This window comes from Nocardia canadensis (genome assembly GCF_032656385.1).
Classification (GTDB): Bacteria; Actinomycetota; Actinomycetes; order Mycobacteriales; family Mycobacteriaceae; genus Nocardia; species Nocardia canadensis.
Map to the genome: position 1 here is coordinate 759,735 of NZ_JAVCWB010000008.1, position 22,342 is coordinate 782,076.

The following is a 22,342-nucleotide window of genomic DNA, read 5'->3' on the forward strand; positions in this document are numbered from 1 at the left end:
GGAGCGGGGGACGACACTCATTGTCGCATTGGCCGCTCGACGGACCCGCTGGGTATCGTGGTGCACCGTCGCCGCAACAGCGCGGCGACCCTCGAACCCGACGGAGCAGCCCGATTTCCCCGCTCGACACCGATACCGCAGACGCGCCGCGCAGGCGCAGGCTCGAACCCGACGAGCGACGCGCGCAGATCCTGGCCTGTGCCATCGACATGTTCGGTGAGCGGCCCTACGCGGCGGTGTCCACCGCGGAACTCGCGCAGCGCGCCGGTGTCGCCCGTGGGCTGATCAACCACTATTTCGGCAACAAGCGCGACCTGTATCTGGCCGTCGTGCGCCGGATGGTGACGCTGCCGCGGCCGGACAAGGTGTCGATTCCCGACGGTACCCCGGTCGAGCGGGTCGACGCGATCGTCACCTGGCTGCTCGACACCATCGCCGAGCACGGCACCACCTGGGTGAAGGTGACCAGCCACGAGGGCGTCGGCGACGACCCCGAGGTGCAGCAGATCCTCGACCAGGCCGACGACGCCGCCGCCGAACGCATGCTGGTGATGATCGGCCGGTCCGATCTGGCAGACAATGCAACATTGCGCGCGCTGGTCCTGGCCTACGCGGGTCTGGTGAAGGTGGCGGGCCGGGAGTGGATCACCCGCGGCACGCTCACCCGCGAGCAGGTGCACCGGCTGCTCGCCGACACCCTGATCACGGTGATCACCGAGACCATCCCGAGCGTGGAACCCCAGCCGGGCGTGCTCGGCTAGGACCTCAGCCCGCGCCGGGTGGGGTTCGGCAGCGGAATGTCGCGGGCGCTGTAGCGCTGCGGGCCGACATGGCCGGGCGCGTGTCCGCTGCGCCCGTAGACGTGTTCGATCCGTTCTTCGCGGTGATGCTCGAACAGCAGCGCGCCCGCGCCGCCGAGAAGGAAGATCGCGGTGACGACCCCGGCGACCGCTGCCCACCCGTAGTACTCCGACCCCGCGGCCACCAGCGTGCAGGCCAAGCCGACGACGCCGATCGCGCACGCGATGATGCCGGGCACGTTGTAATCGTCGGCGAGCAGATCGCCGGCCTGGGCGTGCCAGCGTTGCTCGTCTGCCGGAGTGGTGCTGCCTGGCATGGGGTCCTCCTCGCGGACCGGGGCTGCGCGCTGTCGTTCACCTGATGACCAGCATGGACCCGTCGATGGTGGGGAGGCAAAGGTGTTTGCCGGTTCGTTACCCGTGTCGATGCCCCTGGATTCGGGGGCGAACCGCAGGTACGCGCATTTGTCGTTTGCGCTGACCGACCGCGTCGGAGTCCCTATTCTCGTCGCGTAACCCGGCGCCGCAAGTGGTTCGATTCCGCGCCGGGGGGATCGAGAGGGACCCGGGGTTGATGGCACGGTACGACGAATGGGACGACGACCCCGAGGAGGACGTGAACGATCGGCGCTGGAACGGCCAGCGCTGGCCGCACGCGACACCGGAGGACGGTGGGGCGGGCGCGGGCCGCGCCGACCAGCCACGGGTGAATCCGTACGCGATGATCGCGCTCGCCGCCGCGCTGGTCTTGCTGTTCCCGATCGCGATCGTGTTCGGGCTGCTGTCGTTCGGGCATCCACGGGGGCGCGGAATGGCGGTGTTCGCGCTGCTGCTCGGCATCACCGAGGTCGCGGCCCTGGCGACGGTGGGACTGGTGCTGTTCGGTGGGCTGGATCTCGACGTGCCCACGCTCGCCCAGGAGACGACGGTGACCTCGGTGTCGACGACGGTGCCCTCGCACGGCGCGCCGAGCGCCACCCCGACCGGGACCGTGCCCGTGCTGAGCCCGGCGGGCACCGTCGTCGAGAAGGGCACACCCTGTTCGGCGGATCGGGCCGGGCTGTTGGGCGTCGCGGCGGACGGTGCGACCCTGCTGTGCCTGCGCGCTGATGGCGCCTACACCTGGTCGGGCCCGTTCCGGGTGTCCGGGTCGTACTACACCGAGGGCACGCGCTGCGACCCCACGGTGGACAAGTCGGGGCGCACCTCCGACAACCACGCCCTGGTGTGCGAGGGCAAGGCGGGGGCGGGCAGCTGGGTGCCCTGGACCGAATAGGTCCTCAGTCGGCTTTCTTGGCCCGGCTCGGCTGCACCCGCGGCGGTTCGTTCGGCATCTTCGGGTACTGCGGCGGCCACGGCGCGTCCATCAGACCCGCTGCCATATCGCGTTCCGACATCTCCAGCAGCGGTGCGATGGACTGCGGCACGCGGGCGGCCCACGGGTCACCGAGTTCGGCCAGCCGGGCGGGGACGGTGGCGAGGGTGAGGTCGTCGGGCACGACGGTGTCGAGGTCGGCCCACGCGATCGGCGTGGACACCTGACCGCCGACCTTCGGCCGCACCGACCACGCGCCGAACACCGTCTTGTGCGGTGCGTTCTGGTTGAAATCGACGAAGACCCGCGACCCGCGCTCCTCCTTCCACCAGTGCGCGGTGATCTCCTCGGGGTGGCGGCGCTCCAGTTCCCTGGCCAGCGCCACGGCGGCGGCGCGCACCTGGTAGCCGTCCCAGCGCGGTTCCAGCAGGGCGTAGATATGCAGCCCCCGCGAGCCGGAGGTCTTGATCCAGCTCTCGATGCCGAGCTCGGTCAGCAGTTCCCTGGTGCGCACCGCCGCCCGGCGCAGATCGTCGAAGCCGATCCCGGGCGAGGGGTCGAGGTCGATTCGCAGCTCGTCGGCGATCCGCAGGTCGGGCACATGATTGGGCCATACGTGGAAGCCGAGGCACCCCTGGTTCACTGCCCACAGCAGGTGGGCGAGGTCGTGGGCGACGAGCGCGTCGCTGGTCGTACCGTTCGGTGTCGACACCTCGACGGTCCGCAACCAGTCCGGCGCCGACTTGGGCACCCGCTTCTGGAACCACGACTTGCCCGACGCGCCGTCGGGATAGCGCTCCAGCAACACCGGCCGGTCACCGATGACGCCCAGCAGCGGTTCGGCGACGGCCTGGTAATAGCGGACCAGGTCGAGTTTGGTGTCGCCGCGCTTGCTGAAGTAGATCTTGTCCGGGTTGCTGATCGCCAGGACGCGCCCGTCGACCTCGATCTCCACGGCCGCGCTCATCGCGCACCGCCGAAGATCGCGTCGAGCTCGGCCGGGGCGACCTCGTCGAGCTGGGCGTAGGTGCACGACTCCGGGGTGCGGTCGGCCCGGAAGCGCACCAGCCGCCCGCCGTGGCGGAACCTCCCCGACTGCACGTGCTCGTAGCGGACCTCGGCGACCAGTTCCGGGCGCAGTGGTTCCCAGGACAGGTCCTTGCCGCCGGTCCACCGGCTCACCCCGCCGGGCATCTTGCCGTCGGCGTCGGCTTGGGCGACCGCGTCGGCCCAGTTGCGCCACGGATGGTTGTCGAGCGCGTTCTCGCGCAACGGCGCCAGCTCACCGAGCAGTTCGCGGCGCCGGGCCGCGGTGAAACTCGACGCGACACCGACGTGATGCAGGTTGCCGTCGTCGTCGAACAGGCCGAGCAGCAGCGAGCCGACACCTACGCCGTCCTTGTGCATCCGGTAGCCGGCCACCACGCAGTCGGCGGTGCGTTCGTGCTTGATCTTGAGCATCACGCGTTTGTCCTGCAGATAGGGCAGATCGTCGGCTTTGGCCATCACCCCGTCGAAGCCCGCGCCCTCGAACCGGGTGAACCAGTCCAGGGCGACGTCGGGGTCCTGGGTGATCGGGGTCAGATGGATCCGGCCCGGTGCGGCCTCGAGCAGCGATTCCAGCGCGCGCCTGCGCTCGGTGAACGGTTCGGCGGTCAGATCACGATCACCCAGGGCGAGCAGATCGAAGGCGACGAAACTGGCCGGGGTCTCGGCGGCCAGCTTGTTCACCCGCGAGGCCGCCGGATGCAGCCGCTGCTGGAGCGTGTCGAAGTCCAGGCCCTGATCGGTGACGACGACGATCTCTCCGTCGACGACACAGCGGTCCGGCAGTGCGGCCGCGAGCAGCTCGGCCAGTTCGGGGAAGTACCGGGTGAGCGGGCGGTCGTTGCGGGAGCCGAGCTCGATCTCGTCGCCGTCGCGGAACACGATGCACCGGAACCCGTCCCATTTGGGTTCGTAGCTGAGCCCGGGCTCCCGGGGCAACGACGGGGTCGACTTGGCCAGCATGGGGCGCACTGGCGGCATCACCGGTAGATCCATCCGATCCTCCTCGCGGGTGGGTTCACCCGTGTCGACGGCGCGAGCGTGCCCGATTCATCGGTGCGGCTTCGATCGTAGGGCCGTCCACCGACACCGGCGCGGACATCGCCCGGCCCGGTGTCGCGCTCAGCTGTCGACGCGGCCCGCGCGGCGGTGGCCGCGATACACGCTGGTAGTCGAGGGGGAGTAGCGGTCGTCGCGGCACCGCAGCGACCGGATCAGCCGGGCGTCCGGGCGCCGCGACCGCGCGGGCGCGAGGTCAGCTGTCGAGCCAGCCGTGATCGTCGGCGAACGTGGTGAACCGCTCACGAATGGTGAGGATCTCGGCCGCGGTCAGCGCGGGGGAGGCGTCCAGCAGCAGCTCGGTGATCTGGCGGCGCAGCTCGTCGGGACCGAGCCGGTCACCGCCGGTGCGCTCCTTGCGCGACTTCGGCGCGGGCGCGGTGTGACCCGCGGCGGTCAGGTTGATCGCCTTGGGGCCGCGATCACCTTCGGTGACATCGAATTCGAACAGCCTGCCCTGGCGCAACTCGTCCTCGTCGAGGCCGATGTCGTTGACGTGGACGAAGACATCGGGCCCGCCGTCGTCGGGCCGGATGAACCCGAAACCCCGTGACCCGTCGAACGACACCAATTTCCCGATGGACACCGACCAGCTCCTCGCTCCGCTTCCCGACGCCACTGTAACGCGGCTTTTGGGCGTTTTTCCGGGAAAGTGGACAGACAGCGACATCGCGGAGACGCCGCACCGCCGGGCCGACCGGACGTGGTCACAATCCGGTAACTGTTCGTTCACATCCTCTCGTTAGCGTTCCGAATCTGTTGGTACGGGTGTGGAGGTTGTGACGAGTGTTCGACCCCGGTCGGGGGATGAGGTCGGGGGGATACGACGCCGGTCGCGGGGTGCTGACAGCACCTCGGGCGGGATCGGAGACGGTGTGTTTCCGGCCGCCGGCGCCGCCGGTCGTCCTGCTCGGGCCACGCCCGCGCCCGGCGCATGTGCCGTTGGCGCCCGCGCAGGAGCGCATGTGGCATGCCGCTCGGCTCGGCCGCTCGGCGGACTGGAATGTCGCGCGGGCGCTGCGGCTGCGCGGCGCCGAGGTGGACCCGGCCGCGCTGCGGTCGGCGCTGGAATGCGTTGTCGCCCGGCACGAACCGCTGCGCACGATCTACCCGGCGACCGAGCACGGTCCCGCCCAGCACGTCGTCGACGCGGCGGAGACCGCTCTCGATATCGCCGAATGTGCCGTCACCGAGAGTGAACTCGCGGTCGCGGTCGCCGCGCTGTCGGCGCGGGCCTTCGATCTCACGCGAGAGCTGCCGGTGCGGGCCCGACTGTTCGTCGTCGGCCCCGGCGACGTGGTGCTCGCCCTGGTCGTGCACCACATCTCGGTCGACGGGCGCTCGCTGGGCCCGCTGATCCGGGATCTGGTCACCGCCTATCTCGCCTGCCGCGCCGGGAGCGCCCCCGAGTGGGCGCCGCTGCCGGTGAGTTACACCGACTACACCCTGTGGAAGCACGCCCAGCTCGGCGAGTTCACCGACGAATGGAGCCGCGCGACCCACCAACTGCGCTACTGGGCCAACGCGCTGGCCGGTCGGCCCGCCCTGCTGGATCTGCCCGCCCGTGAACCCCTGTCACCGCCGGTCGACCCGGCCGCCGGTGCGCTGCTACCGATCTCGTTCGACGCGCGGACCCACGCCGGGCTGCTGCGGCTGGCACAGGACGGACGGGCGAGCCTGTTCATGGTCCTGCAGGCCGCGTTTGCGGTGGCCGTCGGCGCGTTCGCCCGCAGCGCCGACGTCACTGTGGCGACCGCGGTCTCGGGGCGCGACCACCGCCTCCTCGACGACCTGGTCGGCAACTTCTCCGACGACGTCCTCCTGCGCGTGCGCCTGGACCGCGCCGCCGACGTCGACGAGCTCATCGACCAGGTGCGCCGGGTCGCGCTGGCCGCCTACGCCCATCCCGACACCCCCAATCCCCGGCTCAAGCGCTGCCTGCTCCAGGACGCGGCGCTGCCGCTGTTCCAGGCCACACTGATCCTGCAGCGAGCCGACGCGCGCCGCAGCGCCACCGAACTCGGTGCGGCTCCGGGTTTCTCGATCACCGAGGTGCCGACCGGGGTGGTGCGGGCCAAACACGATCTCGAGTTCGGGCTGACCGATCACTACGATCCGTTCGGCGCGCCCGTCGGCATCGACGGCTCGTTCCTGTATCCGCTCGCCCGGTTCGACGAGGAGACCGCCGAGCGATTCGTCGCCCGGTTCCGGGCGGTCGTCGGACTGCTGGCCGACGGCTACCGTGGCCCACTGGGCGCCCTGCTGGCGGCCACGGGCAGCCGCCGCTCCCTCGCGGGGGTCCGCCGGGCGGCGCGGGTGCTGGTCTGATCACCCGCCGCGTTCGAGCGGATGACCGGCGTCGCGCCAGGCGACGATGCCCCCGGCCAGGCTGTAGGCGTCATAGCCCGCGCGGTGGGCGAGGGCGGCGAAGCGCAGCGAGGTCTCGCCGACGGGGCATACGAACACGACCGGGCGCGAGCGCGGGAACGGCATGCCCTGGGCGAGCATCTCGTCGAGCTGATCGTCACGGATGTTGAGCGCGCCGGGCACGTGCCCCACCCGGTAGGCCATCGCGCCCCGGGTGTCGACGACGGTCGGTCTGCCGGTGCGGTCCAACTCGGCCAGCGTGGCGGGCGTGAGCGTCGGTGCGGCGGCGGTGTCCTCGGGGCCGGGCGCGCCCGCGCCCGCGGCCTTGCCGAACAGCTCGGGCCTGCGCTTGGCGATATAGGACAGGTACGGCTCGAGCCGGTCGCACACGATGAGCACCGCGACCAGCGGCCGATCCTCGGGGCGCGGCGCCGTGGCCAGGGCACGCAGGGCCGCCGCGTAGCCCGCGCCGCTGGTGGGTCCGGCGAGCACTCCGTAGCCGTGGATCAGGGCCAGGGTGGCGTCGATGGCGGCGGCCGAGTCGACGGTGACGATGTCGTCGTAGAAGTCGGGCCGGAACAGTCCGACATCCCACATCTCGCGTTCGGAGCGGATGCCGGGGATGAAGTCGAACCGGTCCGAGACCACGCCGATGGTGCGCAGCGCCGGATGCCGGGCCAGCAGCGCGGTCGCGGTGCCGCGCGTGGAACCGGTGGTGCCGAGTCCGCCGATCAGATAGTCGAGATGATCGATGCCCGCCTCGGCGAGGTCGGTGGCGATCTCGGTGCCGGTGCCGTCGTGATGGGCGTCGATATTGCGCTCGTTGGTGTACTGCGAGGGATGGAACCACCGTTCGGGCGCCTGACCGGTGGTCTGGGCGATCACCGCCGAGACATCGTCGGCCGCCTGCGGATCCGGGCATTCGGACAGGCCTGGCAGTTCCACGATCTCGGTGCCGAGCAGTTGTAGCAGCTGCCGTACCTCGCCCACCCTGATCCGGTTGGTCACCGCCCGCAGCGGGATGCCGTGCAGCGCGCCGAGCACCCGCAGCGCCTTGGCGGTGTTGCCGCTGGAGGCCTCGATGAACGACTGCCCGCCCGCGGCGACGCGGTCCACCTCCGCGCGGATCATCGCCCAGGCGACCCGGTCCTTGACCGAGCCGAACGGATTGTGCGACTCCAGTTTCGCGTACAGCTCGACTCCGGCCAGCCCGTGCACCGCGGGATCGAGGCGAAGCAGGGGAGTGTTGCCGATGAGCTCGGTGATGTGGTTGTAGACCATCACGGCACCCGGTAATCCGCGTCGGGGCAGAGCGTGAATCCGCTGTCACTTTGTCGCACAGCGACTTTCGGCACCACCGGGTGCATGCTGGCCTGCGCGGCGGACAGATCCATGTGATACGCGCCGGTATTGGCGAACAGCACCGGATCGCCCGGCGCGGGCACCCCGGCCACCCGCACCTGCCGCTGGGTCACCAGATCCCGCTCCAGACACAGATGTCCCGCGAAGAAGACCCCGACGGGTTCGGCGACGGCGGGTTCGGCGAGCACCACGGGGTCGATGAGCACCTCCTGGTCGGCGGCGGTGACCGTATCGCGACTCAGGTCCAGATGCACCAGGGTCGCGCCGTTGCCCGCGGTTTTGACGAATTCCACACTGGCGAGGGTGACCCCGGCCTGATCGACGAGCGCCTTGCCGGGCTCGAGCCACAGTTCGAGCAGATTGTCGGCCAGCACCTGCCCCAGCGCGCGGCCGCTGTGCCCGGGCAGCGGGGTGGCGAGCAGATCGGCGAGGATGGCGGCGGCCGGTTCGATGTTGGCGTACTTGTGGAACACCGGTCCACCGTGGACCGCGCCGCCGGCGACGTGATAGCCGAAGGTGCTACTGCCCCAGTGCAGCGCCTCGCCCCGCCCGAGCAGACCCGCGCGCAGCGCGTCGTCGTAGGCGTCGTAGCGCGCGGCGTCGGCGGTGAAGACCTGGCGCAACCCGCCGCCGATGTCGAGCACGGTCGGCGTCAGATCGTGTCCGTAGGCGCGCTCGACGAGCTCCAGGCACGCCGCGACCGCCCGGACGCGTTCGGCGGTGGCGGCGGTGTCGAGGTGGAAGGCGAAACCCAGCAACCGCAGCCGATCCCGGTGCCGGGTGAGCACGTCGAACGCGGTATCGGCGGCCGCGAGGTCGATGCCGAAGCGGCTCGGGGCGCTGCCGGGAAATCCCGAGATGCGCAGCAGGACCGGCACCGGCGCGTCCGCCAGCTCGGCCAGCGTGGACAGTTCCCACAGATTGTCGACATTGACCGTCACCCCCGCCGCGAGCGCCGCGCGCAGCAGAGACACCCCTTTGGGGCCGGTCGCCTCGATCCGGTCGCCCGGAAATCCCGCGGCCAGCGCGGCCGACAATTCCCCCGCCGAGGCCACGTCGACGGAGATCCCCGCCGCCGCGGCGGTCCTGGCGAAGGCCGCCGAGCGGTTCACCTTGTGCGCGTAGCAGATCCGGTACGGGCCGGCTCCCGCGTCGAGGACCGCGCGCACGGTGGCCAGGTTCACCGCGTACACCTGCGGGAACAGCAGGTGCAGCGGCGAGCCGTAATGGTCCAGCGCCGCGCGCACGGCCGCCCCGTCGGCGAGGAAGTCGGCGACCAGCGGGGGGAGCGCGGCGGGAACGGCGGGCGGGGKCATCCCACCGCCGCGCCGGGCGCCGGGGCGGGCACGTCGTCGACCGGGTTGTAGCCGCCGTCACGCAGCGCCTCGAACACCCGGAACCGGTGGCGCGGGCTGCGGATCCGGGCGATGACCCGCTTGGACTCCAGGTCGACCTCGGCCACCGGGATCTCCATCGATTCGAGCAGCGCGGTGATGGTGCGGACGCAATGCTTGCAGCTCATATCGGGGACGTAGAAGACGCCGTCGTCGCCGGGCGGCGCACCGTCGAACACCTGCTCGGCGGTGTCTCGCACGACGACGACGCTGTCCGCCAGCGCGGCGAAGGTCTCGACGAACCGGTCGACCACGGTGGCCAGCACGTGCACCGCCGCGCCGTCGACCGCCTGCGGTGCCGCCGCCAGGCAGGCGGGCCTGGCGCCGGCGGGCAGCAGGGCGTACTGGCGGGAGATCAGGTCCAGCTCGTCGTGATATCTGGCGACCGCGGCCTCGGTGTCGAGCCCCTCCTCGGTGACCGCACGCCGCATCACCGCGTGCGCGTCGGCGATGGTGGCGTCCTTCATGGCGCGCAGCAGCGCGAGGGAATCGGCGGTGTAGCGCACGCTCCCGTCGGGCTGGACGGCCAGGCGCACCGGGATCATCCCGCGCCGGAACGTCGAGGCCTGCAGCTCCCAGAACCAGCGGGTCGCGACGGCGGCGAAGATCCCGGAATCGCGCATGCCCCTGGCGAAGCCGACGATATCCCGATAGGGGGTATCGGCCGCGATGAGCCCGTGCTGGACGAGTGCGCGCCCGGTGGCCTCCACCCCGACGCGGAAGATCTCGTGCGGGTCGTGATCGGTGGTGGTGCCCGTGAGCACCGCGAGATCGGGCTCGCTCAGCGCCGCCGAGCGCGCCACCAGACCGGACCCGGCCAGCTCGCGCCACAGCGTCAGCACGGTCTCCCTGGCCACCACGGCCAGGTCGGGACCGGCGCCCCCGGTGTGGAAGTAGCCGGTATTGGGCACACCCGCGCTGTCGGTCCAGGTGATGCGGTGGGTCGCGCTCGTGACCTGGTCGGGGCGGCACGGCCGCATGAACCGCTCCAGATACATCCGCTGCGACTGCGTCAGCGCGCTGCCGGGCTCGGGGCGTAACTCGGTGGCGCGGAAGGTGATCCGGGTCGGCGACGGTGGCTCGGCGGCCGCGAACAGACCGGGCGCGGCCAGCTCGGCCAGTACCCGGGACGCGGACCGTCGATCGTAGTGCTGCGCGGGGTGCGTGCCCATGGGTTCCTCCTCGGCTCGGGACAGGAAAGGGTCAGCGCCCGTGCCCGGCGAGGCCGGCCACGCAGGCGACGAAACGATCGATCTCGTCCAGGATGTTGTAGAGGTGGGTGCTCACTCGCACCGAACCCGCGCCGGGCTCGGTGCCCGGCACGCAGTGCGCACCGGTGCGGACCAGGAAACCGGCCTCGGCCAGCACGAAACCGAGATCGGTCGCGCTGATCCCGTCGAGGGTGAACGAGACGATCCCGTACCCCACCGCGCAGCCCGCGTACGCGGGCCCCGGCAGGAACTCCAGGCCGGGCACCGGCCGCAACCCCTCGATCAGCCGCAGCGTGAGTTGCCGGTTGTGCGCGGCGATCGCGATCGGGTCCAGCTCGTCGAGCAGATCGAACGCCGGTGCGAGGGAGAGGATTCCGGGAATATTGTAGGTTCCCCCCTCGAGCAGCTCCGGCATCCCGGAGCCGGTCAGCCCGGATTCGCCGATCGTCACCCCGGTGTGGCCGCCGGGCAGGAACGGCCGCAGCCGCTCGTGGACCCGCCGTCGGCAGTACAGCAGTCCGATCCCGGGCGCGCCGAACATCTTGTGCCCGGCGAACACCGCGAAGTCGGCGCCGAGGTCGAGCACGTCGACCGGCAGGTGCCCGCCACTCTGCGAGCAGTCGAAGCACAGCAGGATCTCCGGATCGATCCGGCCGCGCAATTCCTCGAGCGTGGTCAGCCCGCCGTAGACGTGGTGCAGGTGGCTGGTGGTGATCAGCCGGGTGCGCGGGCCCACCTTAGCCAGGATGTCGTCGATGTCGGCCTCGCCCGCCGCGGTGCTGCGGTAGGGCCGCAGGACGATCCGGCGCCCGAACCGGGCCAAGGTGTCGCGCAGGTGGTGCCAGGGCAGCACATTGGACGCGTGATCGGCGGGGTTGTAGAGGATCTCGTCCCCGTCGTCGAGGACGGCCAGCCCCCAGCTGTAGGCGACGGCGCCCAGTGCGGCGGTCGCGCCAGCGGTGAACACGATCTCGTCGGGGTGCTCGGCGCCGACGAACGCCGCGGCCCGGGAACGGACGGCCGCGATCCGCGCGGACAGCGACGTCGCCCAGCCGTAGGTGCCGCGCCCGGCGTTGGCCGTGTGCTCGGCGTGATAACCGGTGACCGCGGCGATCACGGTGTCCGGCTTCTGGGTCGTGGCGGCGCTGTCGAGATACACCACGGCCGGATCGGCCAGTGCGGGAAAGCGGCCGCGGATCGTGGCGGGCACCGGGGTGGGCGCGTGCCGCAGCACCGGAACGGCGGTGAGCTCGGGCCGGAGGGGGTGCACGAGATCAACGATACGCACTTTTCTGGTACGGCTGACGAAGAATTCTCGCGGGCAACGCTTTTCGGGCGCGGGCTCAGTACTTGCCCTGCAGGTAGTCGACCAGGTGTCCGCGTTCGGCGGCCAGTTCGGTGATCTCGCTCTTCACCACGTCGCCGATGCTGACGATGCCGATCAGCCGGTCCGCCTCGACGACGGGCATGTGCCGGACGCGATGCTCGGTCATGACCTCACGCAACGAGGAGACGTGGTCGTCTGGTCCGCAGGTGCGCACCCGGTCGGTCATGATCTCGGCGACCGGCCGGTCGAGCAGGGCGGCGCCGTGGCGGTCCAGGTGGCGGACCACGTCGCGCTCGGAGACGATTCCGCTGATGGTCGCGCCGTCGGGGGAGACCACCACCGCGCCGATATTGTGCTCGGCCAGCACAGTGAGCAGGGCGCGCACCGTGGTCTGCGGCCCCACCGTGGCCACCGTCGTGCCCTTGTTGCGCAGAATCTCCGCTATCCGCATATGCCGCTCACCCGTGTCGAGCCCGATCGTTCCCCTTCAGGATGCCTCGGGTGACACGGCTGTGACCAGCACGAAGACGTTACAACCGGCTATTCGTCGTCCAAGCCGGCGGAGAGATAGGCCGCGGCGGCCAGCCATTGCCTGCACTGCGGACCGTGCACGTCGTGCTGGCGCAGCATCTCGCGGGCCTGGCGGTAGGTGAGCCCGAGCGGCTCGTCGCTACACGATCCGGAGGACGCGCCCGCCGTGCCGAGGTATCGCGGGATCTCGAGGCCGGTGCTTCCGGCCGAGACCCGGCGGGGTGTTCGAAACGGCGTACTCATCCGAGTCCCCTCGCATCCGGCAGCGGAGGGCCCATCCGGCTGGTGCTGCCGACGTCCCTTCCGGTGATCTTGAGGCCTGAGTCTACGGGGGTGTTGTTTGCAGATGCAAGAACATCTGCACTGTCGATTCGGACGTGTCGGGCAGCTGATCGGGTTGTCGCGCTTGCGAATTCAGGGGACTGGACGTCACCGATCGAGCGTGCGCCCAGGTCGTGTCGTCGGGTAAGTACCGACCGGTGCGGCCGCATGTGAACCGTGTTAGTGTCCCGATCGCAATGTGCAGATGCAAGAACGTTTGCACGTGCATCTGCAACTTTCGCACTGATGGCATCAATCGAGAACGAGGAGTGTGACGTGTCCGGTATGCACCATGATCAGCGGGAACGCCCGGGCGTCGGCGACTGGCGCAAGAGCACGTTCAGCAACCCCAGCGGCAACTGTGTCGAGGTGGCCGAGGCGACGGACGGTTCGGTCGCCGTGCGCAACTCGCGCGACCCGCACGGCTCGGTGATCTTCTACACTCGGCCGGAAATCGACGCTTTCATCCGCGGCGCGAAGGCCGGAGAGTTCGACTACTTGACCCGGTGATCGGTAATATCGGCAGCCATGACGGCTGAACCCGACGAGATCGGTCGCGTGCAACCCGTTGTCGATCGCGGCCCCACCGTGCTGCGCATCGCCCTCGGTGGCCAGTTGCGCAAACTGCGCGAGAGCAAAGGCATCACCCGCGAGGCGGCTGGTGACGCGATCCGTGGCTCACACGCCAAGATCAGCCGGCTCGAACTGGGACGCACCGGATTCAAAGAACGCGACATCAGGGACCTGCTCACGCTCTACGGTGTCCACGACACCCGCGAGCGTGAGTCCTTCTTCGAACTGGCCAGGCAGGCAAGTGAACCCGGCTGGTGGCATCGCTACAGCGATCTGCTGCCTTCCTGGTTCAGTACCTACCTCGGGCTCGAGCAGGCGGCCAGTCAGATCCGCACCTACGAGGCCCAGCTGGTGCCCGGCCTGCTGCAGACGCCGGAGTACACGCGCGCCATCGTGACTCTCGGGTTCGACGACGCCGATACCGAGCGACGGGTGCAGGTCCGTCAGCTCCGCCAGGACGTGCTGCGCCGGGTCGACCCACCGGTGGTGTGGGCGGTCATCGACGAGGCCGTCCTGCACCGCCCGATCGGCGGGCACGAGGTGCATCGCGCGCAGCTGCGCTACCTGGCCGAGCTGTCCGCGCTGCCGAACGTGACCGTGCAGGTGCTGCCGTACTCCGCGGGCGGGCACGCCGCGGCGGGCAGTTCCTTCAGTATTCTGCGGTTCGCCGAGCCCGAGCTGCCCGACATCGTCTACCTCGAGCAGCTCACCAGTGCGCTGTACCTCGAGCGGCGGCAGGACCTGGCGCTGTATCTGTCGGTGATGGACCAGCTCAGCGTGCAGGCCGCCCGGCCCGATCGCTCGCGCCAGATCCTGCTCGACTACGCCGATCGCGCCTGAGGCCGGACACCGCTACCGGGCGCCGCTGACGGCGCCCGGTCCGGGTCGGTGATTCAGTAGCGGATGCAGCCCGCGGCGATCCGCCAGAAGGTGTCGGGGGTCAGCGTCTGCAGATCCCAGTCGTCGGCCAATTCGTGCGCGGTGGTCACGATCCGGTCGATATCGAAATCATTGCGTGTCGCCGCGCCGGTGGATTCCACGGCATCGATGACATAGGCGACCGCTGTTTCCCTGGAGCACCCTGCGGTGACGGGGTGGGTCGTCGCTGCGCGATCAGCGAGGCCGAATCGGCCGTTGGTGTTGTTCATGGTGAACGCCCCTGTGTTTAGGCAGTGGCAAACCCAAGGCAAACATAGCCCCAGGTGTGCCGCTCGCGGCCTCCCCTGACTATCCCCTGAATTGTGTTGCGGCCCTGAGTTTAGGACGGGGCAAGTTTCGAATGCAAGCACATCTGCACGATCGATTCCGTCTCGATGCAGCGCATTTCTCGGCTTCTGAGCGGCGAATCCGCGGGTGCGCCACCGTGTTCACGACAAACGACGGGTGGATAACGGCGTGACCGGCGGCTGGTCCCTCCCGCGGCGTGATGCGGGGACTGCCGCCGGTCGGCGAGAATCGACCCTACGGCCGAATATTGTTGCGATAGTTAATTTTCGGCTACCGAATTGCCGACACGGCCGCCGCGATCGGCGCCGTTCCGGAGACCACTTCCAGCGTGCGCCCAAAAGTGTTGTCCGCGACCAAGATCGACGCGAGCGTCGCGGCGACGTCGGCGCGGGGGATCGGACCCCGCGAAATCGGCGGTGGTCCGAGCGTGACCAGACCGTTGCCTGCCGTGTCGGTGAGCATGCCGGGGCGCAGGATGGTCCAGTCCAGGGCGCGCGACCGCAGATCGTCCTCCGCGCGGGTCTTGGCGTCGACGTAGGCGGCCCAGACCTCGTCGGTGCCCGGTGCGGGCGGCGCGCCGGCGCCCATAGTCGAGATCTGCACGAAGCGCCGGACGCCGGTCCGCTCGGCGGCGTCGGCGAGCTGCACCGAGCCGTTGAGATCGACGGTGTATTTGCGCGCGGCACCGCTGCCCGGGCCCGCGCCGGCGGCGAAGACCACCGCGTCCGAGCCGGCGACCGCGGCGGCCAAATCGTCGGGGGTATCGCGTTCCATATCGAAGATGACCGGAACGCCGCCGGTCGCGACGATATCGGCGGCCTGGTCGGGGCGGCGGATGAGCGCGTGGACCTGGTCACCGCGGCGGGTGAGCAGCGAGGCCAGCAGCAGGGCGATCTTGCCGTGCCCACCGGCGACGACGATACGCATGCGAGTGCTCCTTTCGAGCGGAGAGCGGACAGTCAGCGTTCCGGGCCGCCGGGATTGCAGTTCGCCGACACCGTGGCCGAATAGCCGACGGCCGGTCGCCACGGTTCGAGGTTCCAGCTCGGTTTGTCGGGCGCCACCATCCTCGCCCACACCCAGTGGCAGAGGAACTGGTCCCGCATCCCCGGCGCGTCGGCGTCGGCGTCCAGGGCGAGGACCTCCTGCCAGGCGAGTTCGTCGGTGCCCGGCGCGGCGGTGCGTCGGCCCGCGACGGTCGGCACGACGAGCAGGCGAGGGCCGTCGGCGGTGTCGGTCCAGGTGAGGTGGTCGATCAGCGGCAGTCCGGCATACGGATCGACCGTCGGTGTCGGCGCGGCGAGGGTGACCGGAGGCTTGCTGGTCGAGCGGGGCGGCGTGGTGGTCGTCGACGGAGTCGCCGTCGCCGGCTCCTCGGCGGCGGTCGAGCCGCAGCCGGTGAGGCCGAGCATCGCGACGGCGGCGAGTGCGGCCGACAACTGCCACCGAATCACGCGTCGCCCCTCCTTGTCGTCCAGGCGCGCGGCCGGGACGCGGCCGCCCGGCCAGCCTAGTGCGGTCGGCCCGGCGGTGCCGGTGGGCTCAGTGCCAGAGCGAGCGGCAGGGGAGTCGGCGCAGGTCGGGACCCACCTGCCCGTCGACGGTGACCAGCAATCCGGCGTGCACCGCCGCGGTGGTGAACTCCCACGCCTCGGCAGGGGTCGCCGCGTACTCGAGAATCAGCGCGTCCTGCGGTGTCGCGCCGTCGAAGTAGACCGTGATCCGCCGGGTCGGTATCTCGGTGCGGTCGGCGCGGTGGGAGGTGGCGGCGATGTTCTCGTCGATGGGAATCATGGCGTGCTCCTTATGCCCCGGCGCTGGTGGGCGCCTTCCTACTCGACGGTAGGGCCCGGGCCGTCGAGTGGAACATGTTCTGGAATTCACTGGAGATCTCACAGCCCTCCGGCGCCGCGGCGTGACGGTGGCAGACGAGAATCGCCGTCGACTTGCATCCGGTCACAACCCGCATTCCTGCCGGTTGTGAGCTCCGCCGATCTCGGTCCGAAAGGGTACCGACGAGCCACGCTACCGGCAAGTATCGGTCTCGACGGCAGCGACACGGGAGGACGGCCGGATGATCTGGGTTGCCGCGGCACAACGGGCTCGGCCCCGCCGCGCCCTGCTGGCCGTGGCGGCGGCGCTCGTGCTGGCCGTGGTCTGCGCCGCCCCCACACACAGTTCACCGCTCTATCCGAGCGCCGATCCCGACCCCTTCTACGCCCAGCCCGCCGACCTGTCGGCGTCGCGGCCGGGCGACGTACTGGACGTGCGGCCGATGCCGCCCCTGGCGATGTTCCCCGACACCAGGATCACCCTGGTCAAGTTCCGCTCGACCAACTCGGCGGGCGAACCGATCGCGGCGACCACGACCGTGCTGCAACCGGCGGGCCACCGCCGGGACGCGCCGGTGCTGTCCTACCAGCACATCATCAACGGACTCGGCGTGCGCTGTTCGGTCTCCAAGGTGCTCTACACCGACGACCCGAACCTGATGGTTCGCGAGGCGGTGTTCTGGAATCTCGCCCTGCGGCGCGGCTGGACGATGGCGCTGCCCGACCATCTCGGGCCCAACTTCGCCTACGGCGCCGCCAAATTGGGCGGGCAGGTGACCCTGGACGGCATCCGGGCGATCCGGAAGGTCGCCGACCTGCAGGTCGGGGGGAGCCGGGTCGCGATGGCGGGCTACTCCGGCGGTGGCATGGCGACGGCCTGGGCAGCGGCGCTGCAACCCAGCTACGCGCCCGACGTCGCGGTCGCCGGCGCGGCGCTGGGCGGGGTGCCGATGAACCTGGTGTCGATGCTCGAGGGTCTCGGCTTCGGCTCGCACCCGGTGTTCGGCCTGGCACTGGCGGCGGGGATCGGGCTGGAACGGGAGTATCCGCAACGGTTTCCGATCAGCGAGCAGATGAACGCGCGCGGCCTGGCCGCCCGCGCCGCGATCGCCGACGCGTGCACCAACGACATCCTCGGCGCGGGCGCGGGCCGCGGCATCCTCGACTTCGCCGCGACGACTTCGATGGTCGACGACCCGCACGCCCGCGCCGTCGTGGAGGAGAACAGCCTCGAGCTCTACCCAGGAACGCCGACGATGCCTGTCTTCGAATGGCATTCGCCCATCGACGGCCTGATCCCGGTCGAGGCGATCACCGCCACCACACACCGCTGGTGCGCGGCGGGCACCCCGCTGGTCACCGAATCGACCCCGACCCCGGACCACCTGACCGCAGCTGTGCTCGGACTGCCTTCCGCGCTGAGATGGCTCGACGCGCGGCTGCAGGGGGAACCGGCGCCCAGCACCTGCTGAGCCCGGTTTCGATCGGCCCGGATCCGCACGCCCCGAAGCGGATTCGGGCCGATTGTTGTTGCGATCGTGCCGCATTGCGTCACGACTCGGGCACGACGCCGATCCGGCGGGGTGGTTCCGGCGTACCTTCAGTGGACTGACGAGGGTGCGCTGGGGGAAGTTCGACGGGAGACGAAGCACCGCATCGCCGCACGTCAGCGACGAATCCGACGTTGCCACCCGAAGGCGTGTGTGCCATGCGATCTGTGCGTGTGTTGGTCTGCTCGATCCTGCTGCTGTGTTCGTTGTCCGTCGGCAGTGCCGCCGCCGAACCCACCCCGGAATTCCCGGTGCCGCAACCGGGTACGCCGGGGTTCCTGCCCGACCTGCAACGCTGGATCGATCAGGTACTGCCGTCACCGATCCAACCGGCGGCCGGTGCCGATCCCGATGCCGAGCTCGCCGCGCTGCGGGCCGCGGTCCTGCCGTCGGCCGTGGGCGACGCGATGTTCGACCATTGGCCCGACGGGCTGGCCGATTACACGCCGGGACAGATCATCGCCACCCGCGACATCCTCGCCACCGCGGGTCCGCTGACCCTGGTGCCGCTGCGCTCGGCCACCCTGCTCAAATACCGCACCGATGATTCGCAAGGTCGCCCGTCCTTCGCCACGGCGACGCTGCTCGTGCCCGCCACCGACTGGACCGGACCCGGCGATCGGCCGGTCCTGGTCAACAACCTGCCGATCGACGCGCTGGGGCGCGACTGCACGCCGGGATACACCCTCGCGCACGGCCTCACGCTGCACTCGAGCTCGACCGAATTCATCCCGCCGACCACGCAATTGGCGGCACTGCGTGGATACGCCGTGCTGGTGCCCGATCACGAGGGCCCGTGGATGGCCTACGCGGAGCCGTATGTCGCCGGGCACGCGGTGCTCGACGGAATCCGGGCCGTGCGCGGCCTCGACCCGGCGGTGTTCGGCGCGAGCCGGTTCGCGATGACCGGCTACTCCGGCGGTGCCATCGCCACCCACGGCGCGGCCAAGCTGATCGACTCCTACGCGCCGGAACTCGCCGACGTGATCGTCGGGGCGGTGCTGGGCGGTGTGCCCGCCGATTTCGAGATCCTCTCGCGCAGTATGAACGCCAATCTCGCCTCCGGGATCTTCATGGCGGCCACCTTCGCGATCGGCCGGGAACGTCCCGAGATCCTGGCCGCGATGAACAACCTCGCGCGCTGGGTCGCCACCTCGGTGATGAAGGACCAGTGCGTGAGCGTGTTCGCCGTCCCCGGCGTCCTGCACCTGCCGATCGATGTCGGCGCGAACATCCCCGACCCGCTGCGCTCGGACCTGGCCACCCGGATCTACGAGATCACCCGGATGGCCGGAATGCGCTCGGCCACACCGCTCTACATCTACAACGGCGAGCAGGAGTTCTGGATCCCCGCCGCCGGCGCGCGGAATCTGTACAACGAGCAATGCTCGCTCGGCGCGAACGCGGTGTACCGCAGCGTGTTCGGTGAGCACGTGATCGGTGCGGTCACCGGATATCCGGAGGCGATGCTCTGGCTCGACGAGCGATTGCAGGGTGTCGCGGCACGCAGTGAATGCTGACCGGCGGAAGTGGGAATTCTCTTCGATCTTCGCGGGCGGCTGCTGTGAAAGGTCAGCGGGCCGCGGAATTCCCGGGTGGTGTGGGCGATGACGGCCGGTCAGTGCTGGTGAGACGGCGATGAAGGGGATCCGGTCCGCGGTGCGGTCCGGATTGCCGAAGAATTCCTGTGCCCCCTCATGGGGGTTTTCGATGAGCCGTGGTGACCTGTCCAGAAACCCGGAAACGGCCGAATTGCGGGGATTTTCGGGACTTATGTTCGGTGCGGTTTCGACAAAGCCATTCGTATTTCTCGAATCGCACAGGAAGATACGCCAACGATGAAATCTCCCAGTCGCAGACGGACGCTACACACGGCGGTGCTCACCGGCGTCGGCGCGCTCGCCGTCGCGCTCACCGGTCCGGGGGCCGCCGCGTCTCCCGACCCCGCGCCCTCCGAGCAGGCCCTCGCCGACATCATCACCTCCGGCCGCGAAGTGGCCGGGCCGGGTAGCGGTTCGGCCTGCACCTCCGGCAGCGGCGCCGGATCGGGGAACGGCTCGGGCAACTGCTACGGCGGTTCGGGCTCCAGTTCGGGCTCCTCCGGTGGAAAGTCCACCGACACCATCGGTTACGGTCCCGCGCAGACCGCTTTCCTGGCCGCGTTCGCCTACGGCCTCGGCAACGGCGACGCCGCCCCGCCCGGCGCCAACGACTGGAACTGCAAGCCGACCGCCGAACATCCGCGTCCGGTGGTGCTGTTGCACGGCACCTGGATGAACGCCTACAACGGCTACGCCTTCATGGGTCAGCCGATCAAGGACGCGGGGTACTGCACCTTCACCTTCAACTACGGCCGCTCGGGCCTGGTCGAAGGCGGCGGCCTCGGCTCGCTGCTGCCCGGCGTCATGGGCACCGGCTACATCCAGGACTCGTCCAAGCAGGTCGCCACCTTCGTCGACCGTGTGCTGGCGGCCACCGGCACCGACGAGGTCGACATCATCGCTCACTCCCAGGGCGGCGCGCTGGCCAACTGGTACACCAAGTACGACGGCGGCGCGGCCAAGGTGAAGAACCTCGTCACCTACGGTGCCACCCACCACGGCACCAGCCTCGACGGCATCGGTGCCCTGGGCCGGATGATCAACAACGCCGGTATCGACATCCTGGGTCTGATCGAGATCTTCGTCGGGCATGCCGGCATCCAGCAGACGATCGGTTCGGACTTCGTCAACCAGCTCAACGCCAACGGTGACACCGTCCCCGGCGTCGACTACACCGTCGTCGGCACCCGCTACGACGAGGTCACCAACCCCTACGACCTGACCTTCCTGAAGCCCGGTCCCGGCGCCACGGTCGACAACATCACCCTGCAGGAGGGCTGCGAACAGGACGTTTCCGACCACCTGACGATGATGTACTCCCCGCGCGCGCTGTCGATCGCGCTGCGGGCCCTCGATCCGGCGAGCAGCCCGAACCTGGTCTGCGAGTTCAACCCCTGGCTGGTCGGGGGTGGTGGCTCCCTGTGAGACGAGGCGAAGGCGCTGTCCGCGATCGCGGACAGCGCCTTCGGCGTCGCGGGGGTGGGATCAGGCCGCGGAACGGTAGCTGCGGGCGACCAGCGCCGAGCGCAGATACCACAGACCCGAGGGCTGGGTCGGGTCGAAACCGGTGAGCTGGCCGATCCGCTTGAGCCGGTAGTCGACGGTGTTGGTGTGCACGTGCAGCACCCGGGCGGTGCGCTGGCGGTTGAGATTGTTCGCGATGTGGCGCTGCAGGGTCTCGAGCAGTTCGGGGTACTGATCCAGCGGATCGAGCAGCGAACCGAGGAACTCCCGGCCGGGGCCAGGGCGGGTCAGCTGGTACTCGAGAGCCAACTCGTCGAAGCGGTACAGCCCGGAGGTGACCTCGAGCCGCTGCACCATGTCGAGCAACTCGTGGGCCTGGTCGGCGGCATCGGGCACGCCGGTCGTGCTGGTCTCCACCAGCGCCGCGGTGATACCGACCTGGGCCGCCTGCGAGAGCTGGGCCACGAGGGCGGCGAGGCCGTCGCGATCGAAGGTGCCCGCGGGGATGAGCACCGTGCCGCCGTCGACACTGAGTAGCGACAGCGCCGAATCGCCGCAGCGCTTGGCCAGCTCGGCCTGCACCCGGCGCAGCTTGCGGCGCGCGACCACCTGGGCGTCGAGGGCCGGGTTGGCCTCCTCGCGGTGCGGCGGGATCGCCAGGGCCAGAACGGCATAGGTCTCGGCGATGGCGATGCCGCACTCGCGGGCCATCGTCGAGGTGCTGTGGCCGCCGAGCAGCGCCGAGGTGAGGGTGTGCACGGCGGTGTGGTGCTCGCTGACCACGCCGCGCAACTCCCGCACGTAGGCCAGCGACACCTGGGCGGTGATGGTGTCGAGCATCTCCATCACCATCTTGACGCCGTCGACGAGATTGTCGTAGTCCTTCACCGACGCGTTCGCGACCACCAGGTCGAGGCCGATCTTGAACCCTTCGGCGATCGAGTGGTGGATGGTGTCGATCGGCACGCCCTCGCGGGCCCAGCCGCTGGCCGCGTCCTGCAGGCGCTGCAGCTTGTTCGGGATGTCGCGGCCGTCGAGCATGCTGACGGCGAATTCGAGGCAGATCCGGGTGATGGTGGTGACGTCGCCGGTGATCGCGTCGCCCGGCAGCGTGCCGCAGGGGACGACATTGGCGACGAAGTGGCCGACCATCTGCCGAGACAGGGCGCGCACGTCCTTCAACGGCGACGACATCGGCTGACCGGAGATGGTCAGCGATTGCCGGGGTGGATTCTCAACGGACATCTGTGTTCCCTTCGCCCATCTTGCGGCTCTGCCCCCGCTGTCCAGCGTGTTCACCCTAGCCAACCCGCGGCGATGCCGGAATGGAACGTCAGGTTATGGGTCGTGGACCCATGCTT

23 protein-coding genes are annotated in these 22,342 nt (G+C 69.9%); 8 read left to right on the top strand and 15 right to left on the bottom strand.

All coding sequences use genetic code 11. The features are described from left to right. Nucleotides 1–113: 113 nt before the first annotated feature. Complete coding sequence (locus Q7X29_RS17265) at nucleotides 114–761, top strand: TetR/AcrR family transcriptional regulator (RefSeq protein ID WP_316575377.1); 648 nt, start codon at nucleotides 114–116, stop codon at nucleotides 759–761. Here the strand turns inward: Q7X29_RS17265 and Q7X29_RS17270 are convergent. Further along, on the bottom strand, nucleotides 758–1,117 hold the full coding sequence (locus tag Q7X29_RS17270) for a hypothetical protein (protein ID WP_218720025.1): 360 nt from the start codon (nucleotides 1,115–1,117) through the stop codon (nucleotides 758–760). The genes Q7X29_RS17265 and Q7X29_RS17270 overlap by 4 nt on opposite strands. A gap of 257 nt (nucleotides 1,118–1,374) precedes the next feature. On the opposite strand from Q7X29_RS17270, the gene Q7X29_RS17275 reads away from it, so the two are divergent. Next, nucleotides 1,375–2,076 carry a hypothetical protein gene (locus Q7X29_RS17275; RefSeq protein ID WP_316574718.1) on the top strand — a complete coding sequence of 234 codons (702 nt, stop codon included), beginning with the start codon at nucleotides 1,375–1,377 and terminating at the stop codon, nucleotides 2,074–2,076. A 4-nt stretch (nucleotides 2,077–2,080) separates the two neighbouring features. On the opposite strand, the gene ligD is transcribed toward Q7X29_RS17275, so the two are convergent. The 3 genes from ligD to Q7X29_RS17290 all read right to left on the bottom strand — a co-directional run bounded on the left by ligD (nucleotide 2,081) and on the right by Q7X29_RS17290 (nucleotide 4,807). Continuing rightward, the gene (gene ligD / locus Q7X29_RS17280; RefSeq protein WP_316574719.1) at nucleotides 2,081–3,082 is read right to left on the bottom strand and encodes a non-homologous end-joining DNA ligase; all 1,002 of its coding nucleotides are present in this window, start codon (nucleotides 3,080–3,082) and stop codon (nucleotides 2,081–2,083) included. Continuing rightward, the gene (locus Q7X29_RS17285; protein WP_218720028.1) at nucleotides 3,079–4,158 is read right to left on the bottom strand and encodes an ATP-dependent DNA ligase; all 1,080 of its coding nucleotides are present in this window, start codon (nucleotides 4,156–4,158) and stop codon (nucleotides 3,079–3,081) included. The genes ligD and Q7X29_RS17285 overlap by 4 nt, the downstream gene beginning before the upstream one ends. A 259-nt stretch (nucleotides 4,159–4,417) precedes the next feature. Next, on the bottom strand, nucleotides 4,418–4,807 hold the full coding sequence (locus tag Q7X29_RS17290) for a cold-shock protein (protein WP_308248583.1): 390 nt from the start codon (nucleotides 4,805–4,807) through the stop codon (nucleotides 4,418–4,420). Between the two features lie 254 nt (nucleotides 4,808–5,061). On the opposite strand from Q7X29_RS17290, the gene Q7X29_RS17295 reads away from it, so the two are divergent. Next, nucleotides 5,062–6,549, top strand: coding sequence for a condensation domain-containing protein (locus Q7X29_RS17295; RefSeq protein ID WP_308248584.1), 1,488 nt, complete (start codon nucleotides 5,062–5,064; stop codon nucleotides 6,547–6,549). Here Q7X29_RS17295 and Q7X29_RS17300 read toward each other — a convergent pair whose 3' ends face one another. The 6 genes from Q7X29_RS17300 to Q7X29_RS17325 all read right to left on the bottom strand — a co-directional run bounded on the left by Q7X29_RS17300 (nucleotide 6,550) and on the right by Q7X29_RS17325 (nucleotide 12,656). Beyond that, nucleotides 6,550–7,869 (bottom strand): pyridoxal-phosphate dependent enzyme, encoded by a 1,320-nt coding sequence (locus tag Q7X29_RS17300; RefSeq protein WP_218720031.1) that lies wholly within the window; start codon nucleotides 7,867–7,869, stop codon nucleotides 6,550–6,552. Continuing rightward, complete coding sequence (locus Q7X29_RS17305) at nucleotides 7,869–9,230, bottom strand: type III PLP-dependent enzyme domain-containing protein (protein ID WP_316575378.1); 1,362 nt, start codon at nucleotides 9,228–9,230, stop codon at nucleotides 7,869–7,871. Before Q7X29_RS17305 ends, Q7X29_RS17300 begins: the two co-directional genes overlap by 1 nt. Next, nucleotides 9,131–10,516 (bottom strand): heavy-metal-associated domain-containing protein, encoded by a 1,386-nt coding sequence (locus Q7X29_RS17310; protein ID WP_316574720.1) that lies wholly within the window; start codon nucleotides 10,514–10,516, stop codon nucleotides 9,131–9,133. Before Q7X29_RS17310 ends, Q7X29_RS17305 begins: the two co-directional genes overlap by 100 nt. Nucleotides 10,517–10,547: 31 nt before the next feature. Next, nucleotides 10,548–11,825 (bottom strand): aminotransferase class V-fold PLP-dependent enzyme, encoded by a 1,278-nt coding sequence (locus tag Q7X29_RS17315; RefSeq protein ID WP_316574721.1) that lies wholly within the window; start codon nucleotides 11,823–11,825, stop codon nucleotides 10,548–10,550. 73 nt (nucleotides 11,826–11,898) lie between these two features. Beyond that, nucleotides 11,899–12,333 (bottom strand): CBS domain-containing protein, encoded by a 435-nt coding sequence (locus Q7X29_RS17320; protein ID WP_316574722.1) that lies wholly within the window; start codon nucleotides 12,331–12,333, stop codon nucleotides 11,899–11,901. 89 nt (nucleotides 12,334–12,422) lie between these two features. Beyond that, entirely contained in the window at nucleotides 12,423–12,656 is a 234-nt protein-coding gene (locus Q7X29_RS17325; RefSeq protein ID WP_218720035.1) for a hypothetical protein, read from the bottom strand. Nucleotides 12,657–12,980: 324 nt separating this feature from the next. Between Q7X29_RS17325 and Q7X29_RS17330 the strand changes: the two genes are divergently transcribed. Together Q7X29_RS17330 and Q7X29_RS17335 are read left to right on the top strand one after the other, a co-directional pair. After that, a complete protein-coding gene (locus tag Q7X29_RS17330) occupies nucleotides 12,981–13,244 on the top strand; it encodes a DUF397 domain-containing protein (protein ID WP_387161932.1) in 264 nt (87 codons plus the stop codon). Nucleotides 13,245–13,262: 18 nt separating this feature from the next. Next, nucleotides 13,263–14,147, top strand: coding sequence for a helix-turn-helix domain-containing protein (locus Q7X29_RS17335; RefSeq protein WP_218720036.1), 885 nt, complete (start codon nucleotides 13,263–13,265; stop codon nucleotides 14,145–14,147). A 53-nt stretch (nucleotides 14,148–14,200) separates the two neighbouring features. Here the strand turns inward: Q7X29_RS17335 and Q7X29_RS17340 are convergent, their stop codons facing one another. The 4 genes from Q7X29_RS17340 to Q7X29_RS17355 all read right to left on the bottom strand — a co-directional run bounded on the left by Q7X29_RS17340 (nucleotide 14,201) and on the right by Q7X29_RS17355 (nucleotide 16,328). Continuing rightward, nucleotides 14,201–14,455, bottom strand: a complete 255-nt coding sequence (locus Q7X29_RS17340; protein ID WP_218720037.1) for a hypothetical protein — start codon at nucleotides 14,453–14,455, stop codon at nucleotides 14,201–14,203. Nucleotides 14,456–14,804: 349 nt separating this feature from the next. Next, nucleotides 14,805–15,461, bottom strand: a complete 657-nt coding sequence (locus Q7X29_RS17345; protein WP_316574723.1) for an SDR family oxidoreductase — start codon at nucleotides 15,459–15,461, stop codon at nucleotides 14,805–14,807. A 32-nt stretch (nucleotides 15,462–15,493) separates the two neighbouring features. Continuing rightward, nucleotides 15,494–15,988, bottom strand: a complete 495-nt coding sequence (locus Q7X29_RS17350; RefSeq protein ID WP_316574724.1) for a DUF2599 domain-containing protein — start codon at nucleotides 15,986–15,988, stop codon at nucleotides 15,494–15,496. 88 nt (nucleotides 15,989–16,076) lie between these two features. Continuing rightward, nucleotides 16,077–16,328 carry a hypothetical protein gene (locus Q7X29_RS17355; RefSeq protein ID WP_218720039.1) on the bottom strand — a complete coding sequence of 84 codons (252 nt, stop codon included), beginning with the start codon at nucleotides 16,326–16,328 and terminating at the stop codon, nucleotides 16,077–16,079. Nucleotides 16,329–16,608: 280 nt separating this feature from the next. Here Q7X29_RS17355 and Q7X29_RS17360 point away from each other — a divergent pair, with 280 nt between their 5' ends. The 3 genes from Q7X29_RS17360 (at nucleotide 16,609) to Q7X29_RS17370 (ending at nucleotide 20,942) form a co-directional block, all read left to right on the top strand. Further along, nucleotides 16,609–17,838 (top strand): lipase family protein, encoded by a 1,230-nt coding sequence (locus tag Q7X29_RS17360; RefSeq protein WP_218720040.1) that lies wholly within the window; start codon nucleotides 16,609–16,611, stop codon nucleotides 17,836–17,838. A 236-nt stretch (nucleotides 17,839–18,074) separates the two neighbouring features. Then, nucleotides 18,075–19,436 (top strand): lipase family protein, encoded by a 1,362-nt coding sequence (locus Q7X29_RS17365; protein ID WP_316574725.1) that lies wholly within the window; start codon nucleotides 18,075–18,077, stop codon nucleotides 19,434–19,436. A gap of 318 nt (nucleotides 19,437–19,754) precedes the next feature. Further along, on the top strand, nucleotides 19,755–20,942 hold the full coding sequence (locus Q7X29_RS17370) for an esterase/lipase family protein (protein WP_316574726.1): 1,188 nt from the start codon (nucleotides 19,755–19,757) through the stop codon (nucleotides 20,940–20,942). A gap of 60 nt (nucleotides 20,943–21,002) precedes the next feature. On the opposite strand, the gene Q7X29_RS17375 is transcribed toward Q7X29_RS17370, so the two are convergent. Beyond that, entirely contained in the window at nucleotides 21,003–22,226 is a 1,224-nt protein-coding gene (locus Q7X29_RS17375) for a PucR family transcriptional regulator (protein ID WP_218720043.1), read from the bottom strand. Nucleotides 22,227–22,342: the final 116 nt, after the last annotated feature.

Excerpts from the sequence above, each read along its gene's own strand:
- Q7X29_RS17340 (WP_218720037.1), bottom strand. The coding sequence starts at position 14,455 with ATGAACAACACCAACGGCCGATTCGGCCTCGCTGATCGCGCAGCGACG.
- Q7X29_RS17370 (WP_316574726.1), top strand. The coding sequence starts at position 19,755 with ATGAAATCTCCCAGTCGCAGACGGACGCTACACACGGCGGTGCTCACC.
- Q7X29_RS17325 (WP_218720035.1), bottom strand. The coding sequence starts at position 12,656 with ATGAGTACGCCGTTTCGAACACCCCGCCGGGTCTCGGCCGGAAGCACC.
- Q7X29_RS17375 (WP_218720043.1), bottom strand. The coding sequence starts at position 22,226 with ATGTCCGTTGAGAATCCACCCCGGCAATCGCTGACCATCTCCGGTCAG.
- ligD (WP_316574719.1), bottom strand. The coding sequence starts at position 3,082 with ATGAGCGCGGCCGTGGAGATCGAGGTCGACGGGCGCGTCCTGGCGATC.
- Q7X29_RS17300 (WP_218720031.1), bottom strand. The coding sequence starts at position 7,869 with ATGGTCTACAACCACATCACCGAGCTCATCGGCAACACTCCCCTGCTT.
- Q7X29_RS17320 (WP_316574722.1), bottom strand. The coding sequence starts at position 12,333 with ATGCGGATAGCGGAGATTCTGCGCAACAAGGGCACGACGGTGGCCACG.
- Q7X29_RS17275 (WP_316574718.1), top strand. The coding sequence starts at position 1,375 with ATGGCACGGTACGACGAATGGGACGACGACCCCGAGGAGGACGTGAAC.
- Q7X29_RS17335 (WP_218720036.1), top strand. The coding sequence starts at position 13,263 with ATGACGGCTGAACCCGACGAGATCGGTCGCGTGCAACCCGTTGTCGAT.
- Q7X29_RS17360 (WP_218720040.1), top strand. The coding sequence starts at position 16,609 with ATGATCTGGGTTGCCGCGGCACAACGGGCTCGGCCCCGCCGCGCCCTG.
- Q7X29_RS17270 (WP_218720025.1), bottom strand. The coding sequence starts at position 1,117 with ATGCCAGGCAGCACCACTCCGGCAGACGAGCAACGCTGGCACGCCCAG.
- Q7X29_RS17285 (WP_218720028.1), bottom strand. The coding sequence starts at position 4,158 with ATGGATCTACCGGTGATGCCGCCAGTGCGCCCCATGCTGGCCAAGTCG.
- Q7X29_RS17355 (WP_218720039.1), bottom strand. The coding sequence starts at position 16,328 with ATGATTCCCATCGACGAGAACATCGCCGCCACCTCCCACCGCGCCGAC.
- Q7X29_RS17330 (WP_387161932.1), top strand. The coding sequence starts at position 12,981 with ATGGCATCAATCGAGAACGAGGAGTGTGACGTGTCCGGTATGCACCAT.
- Q7X29_RS17345 (WP_316574723.1), bottom strand. The coding sequence starts at position 15,461 with ATGCGTATCGTCGTCGCCGGTGGGCACGGCAAGATCGCCCTGCTGCTG.
- Q7X29_RS17365 (WP_316574725.1), top strand. The coding sequence starts at position 18,075 with ATGCGATCTGTGCGTGTGTTGGTCTGCTCGATCCTGCTGCTGTGTTCG.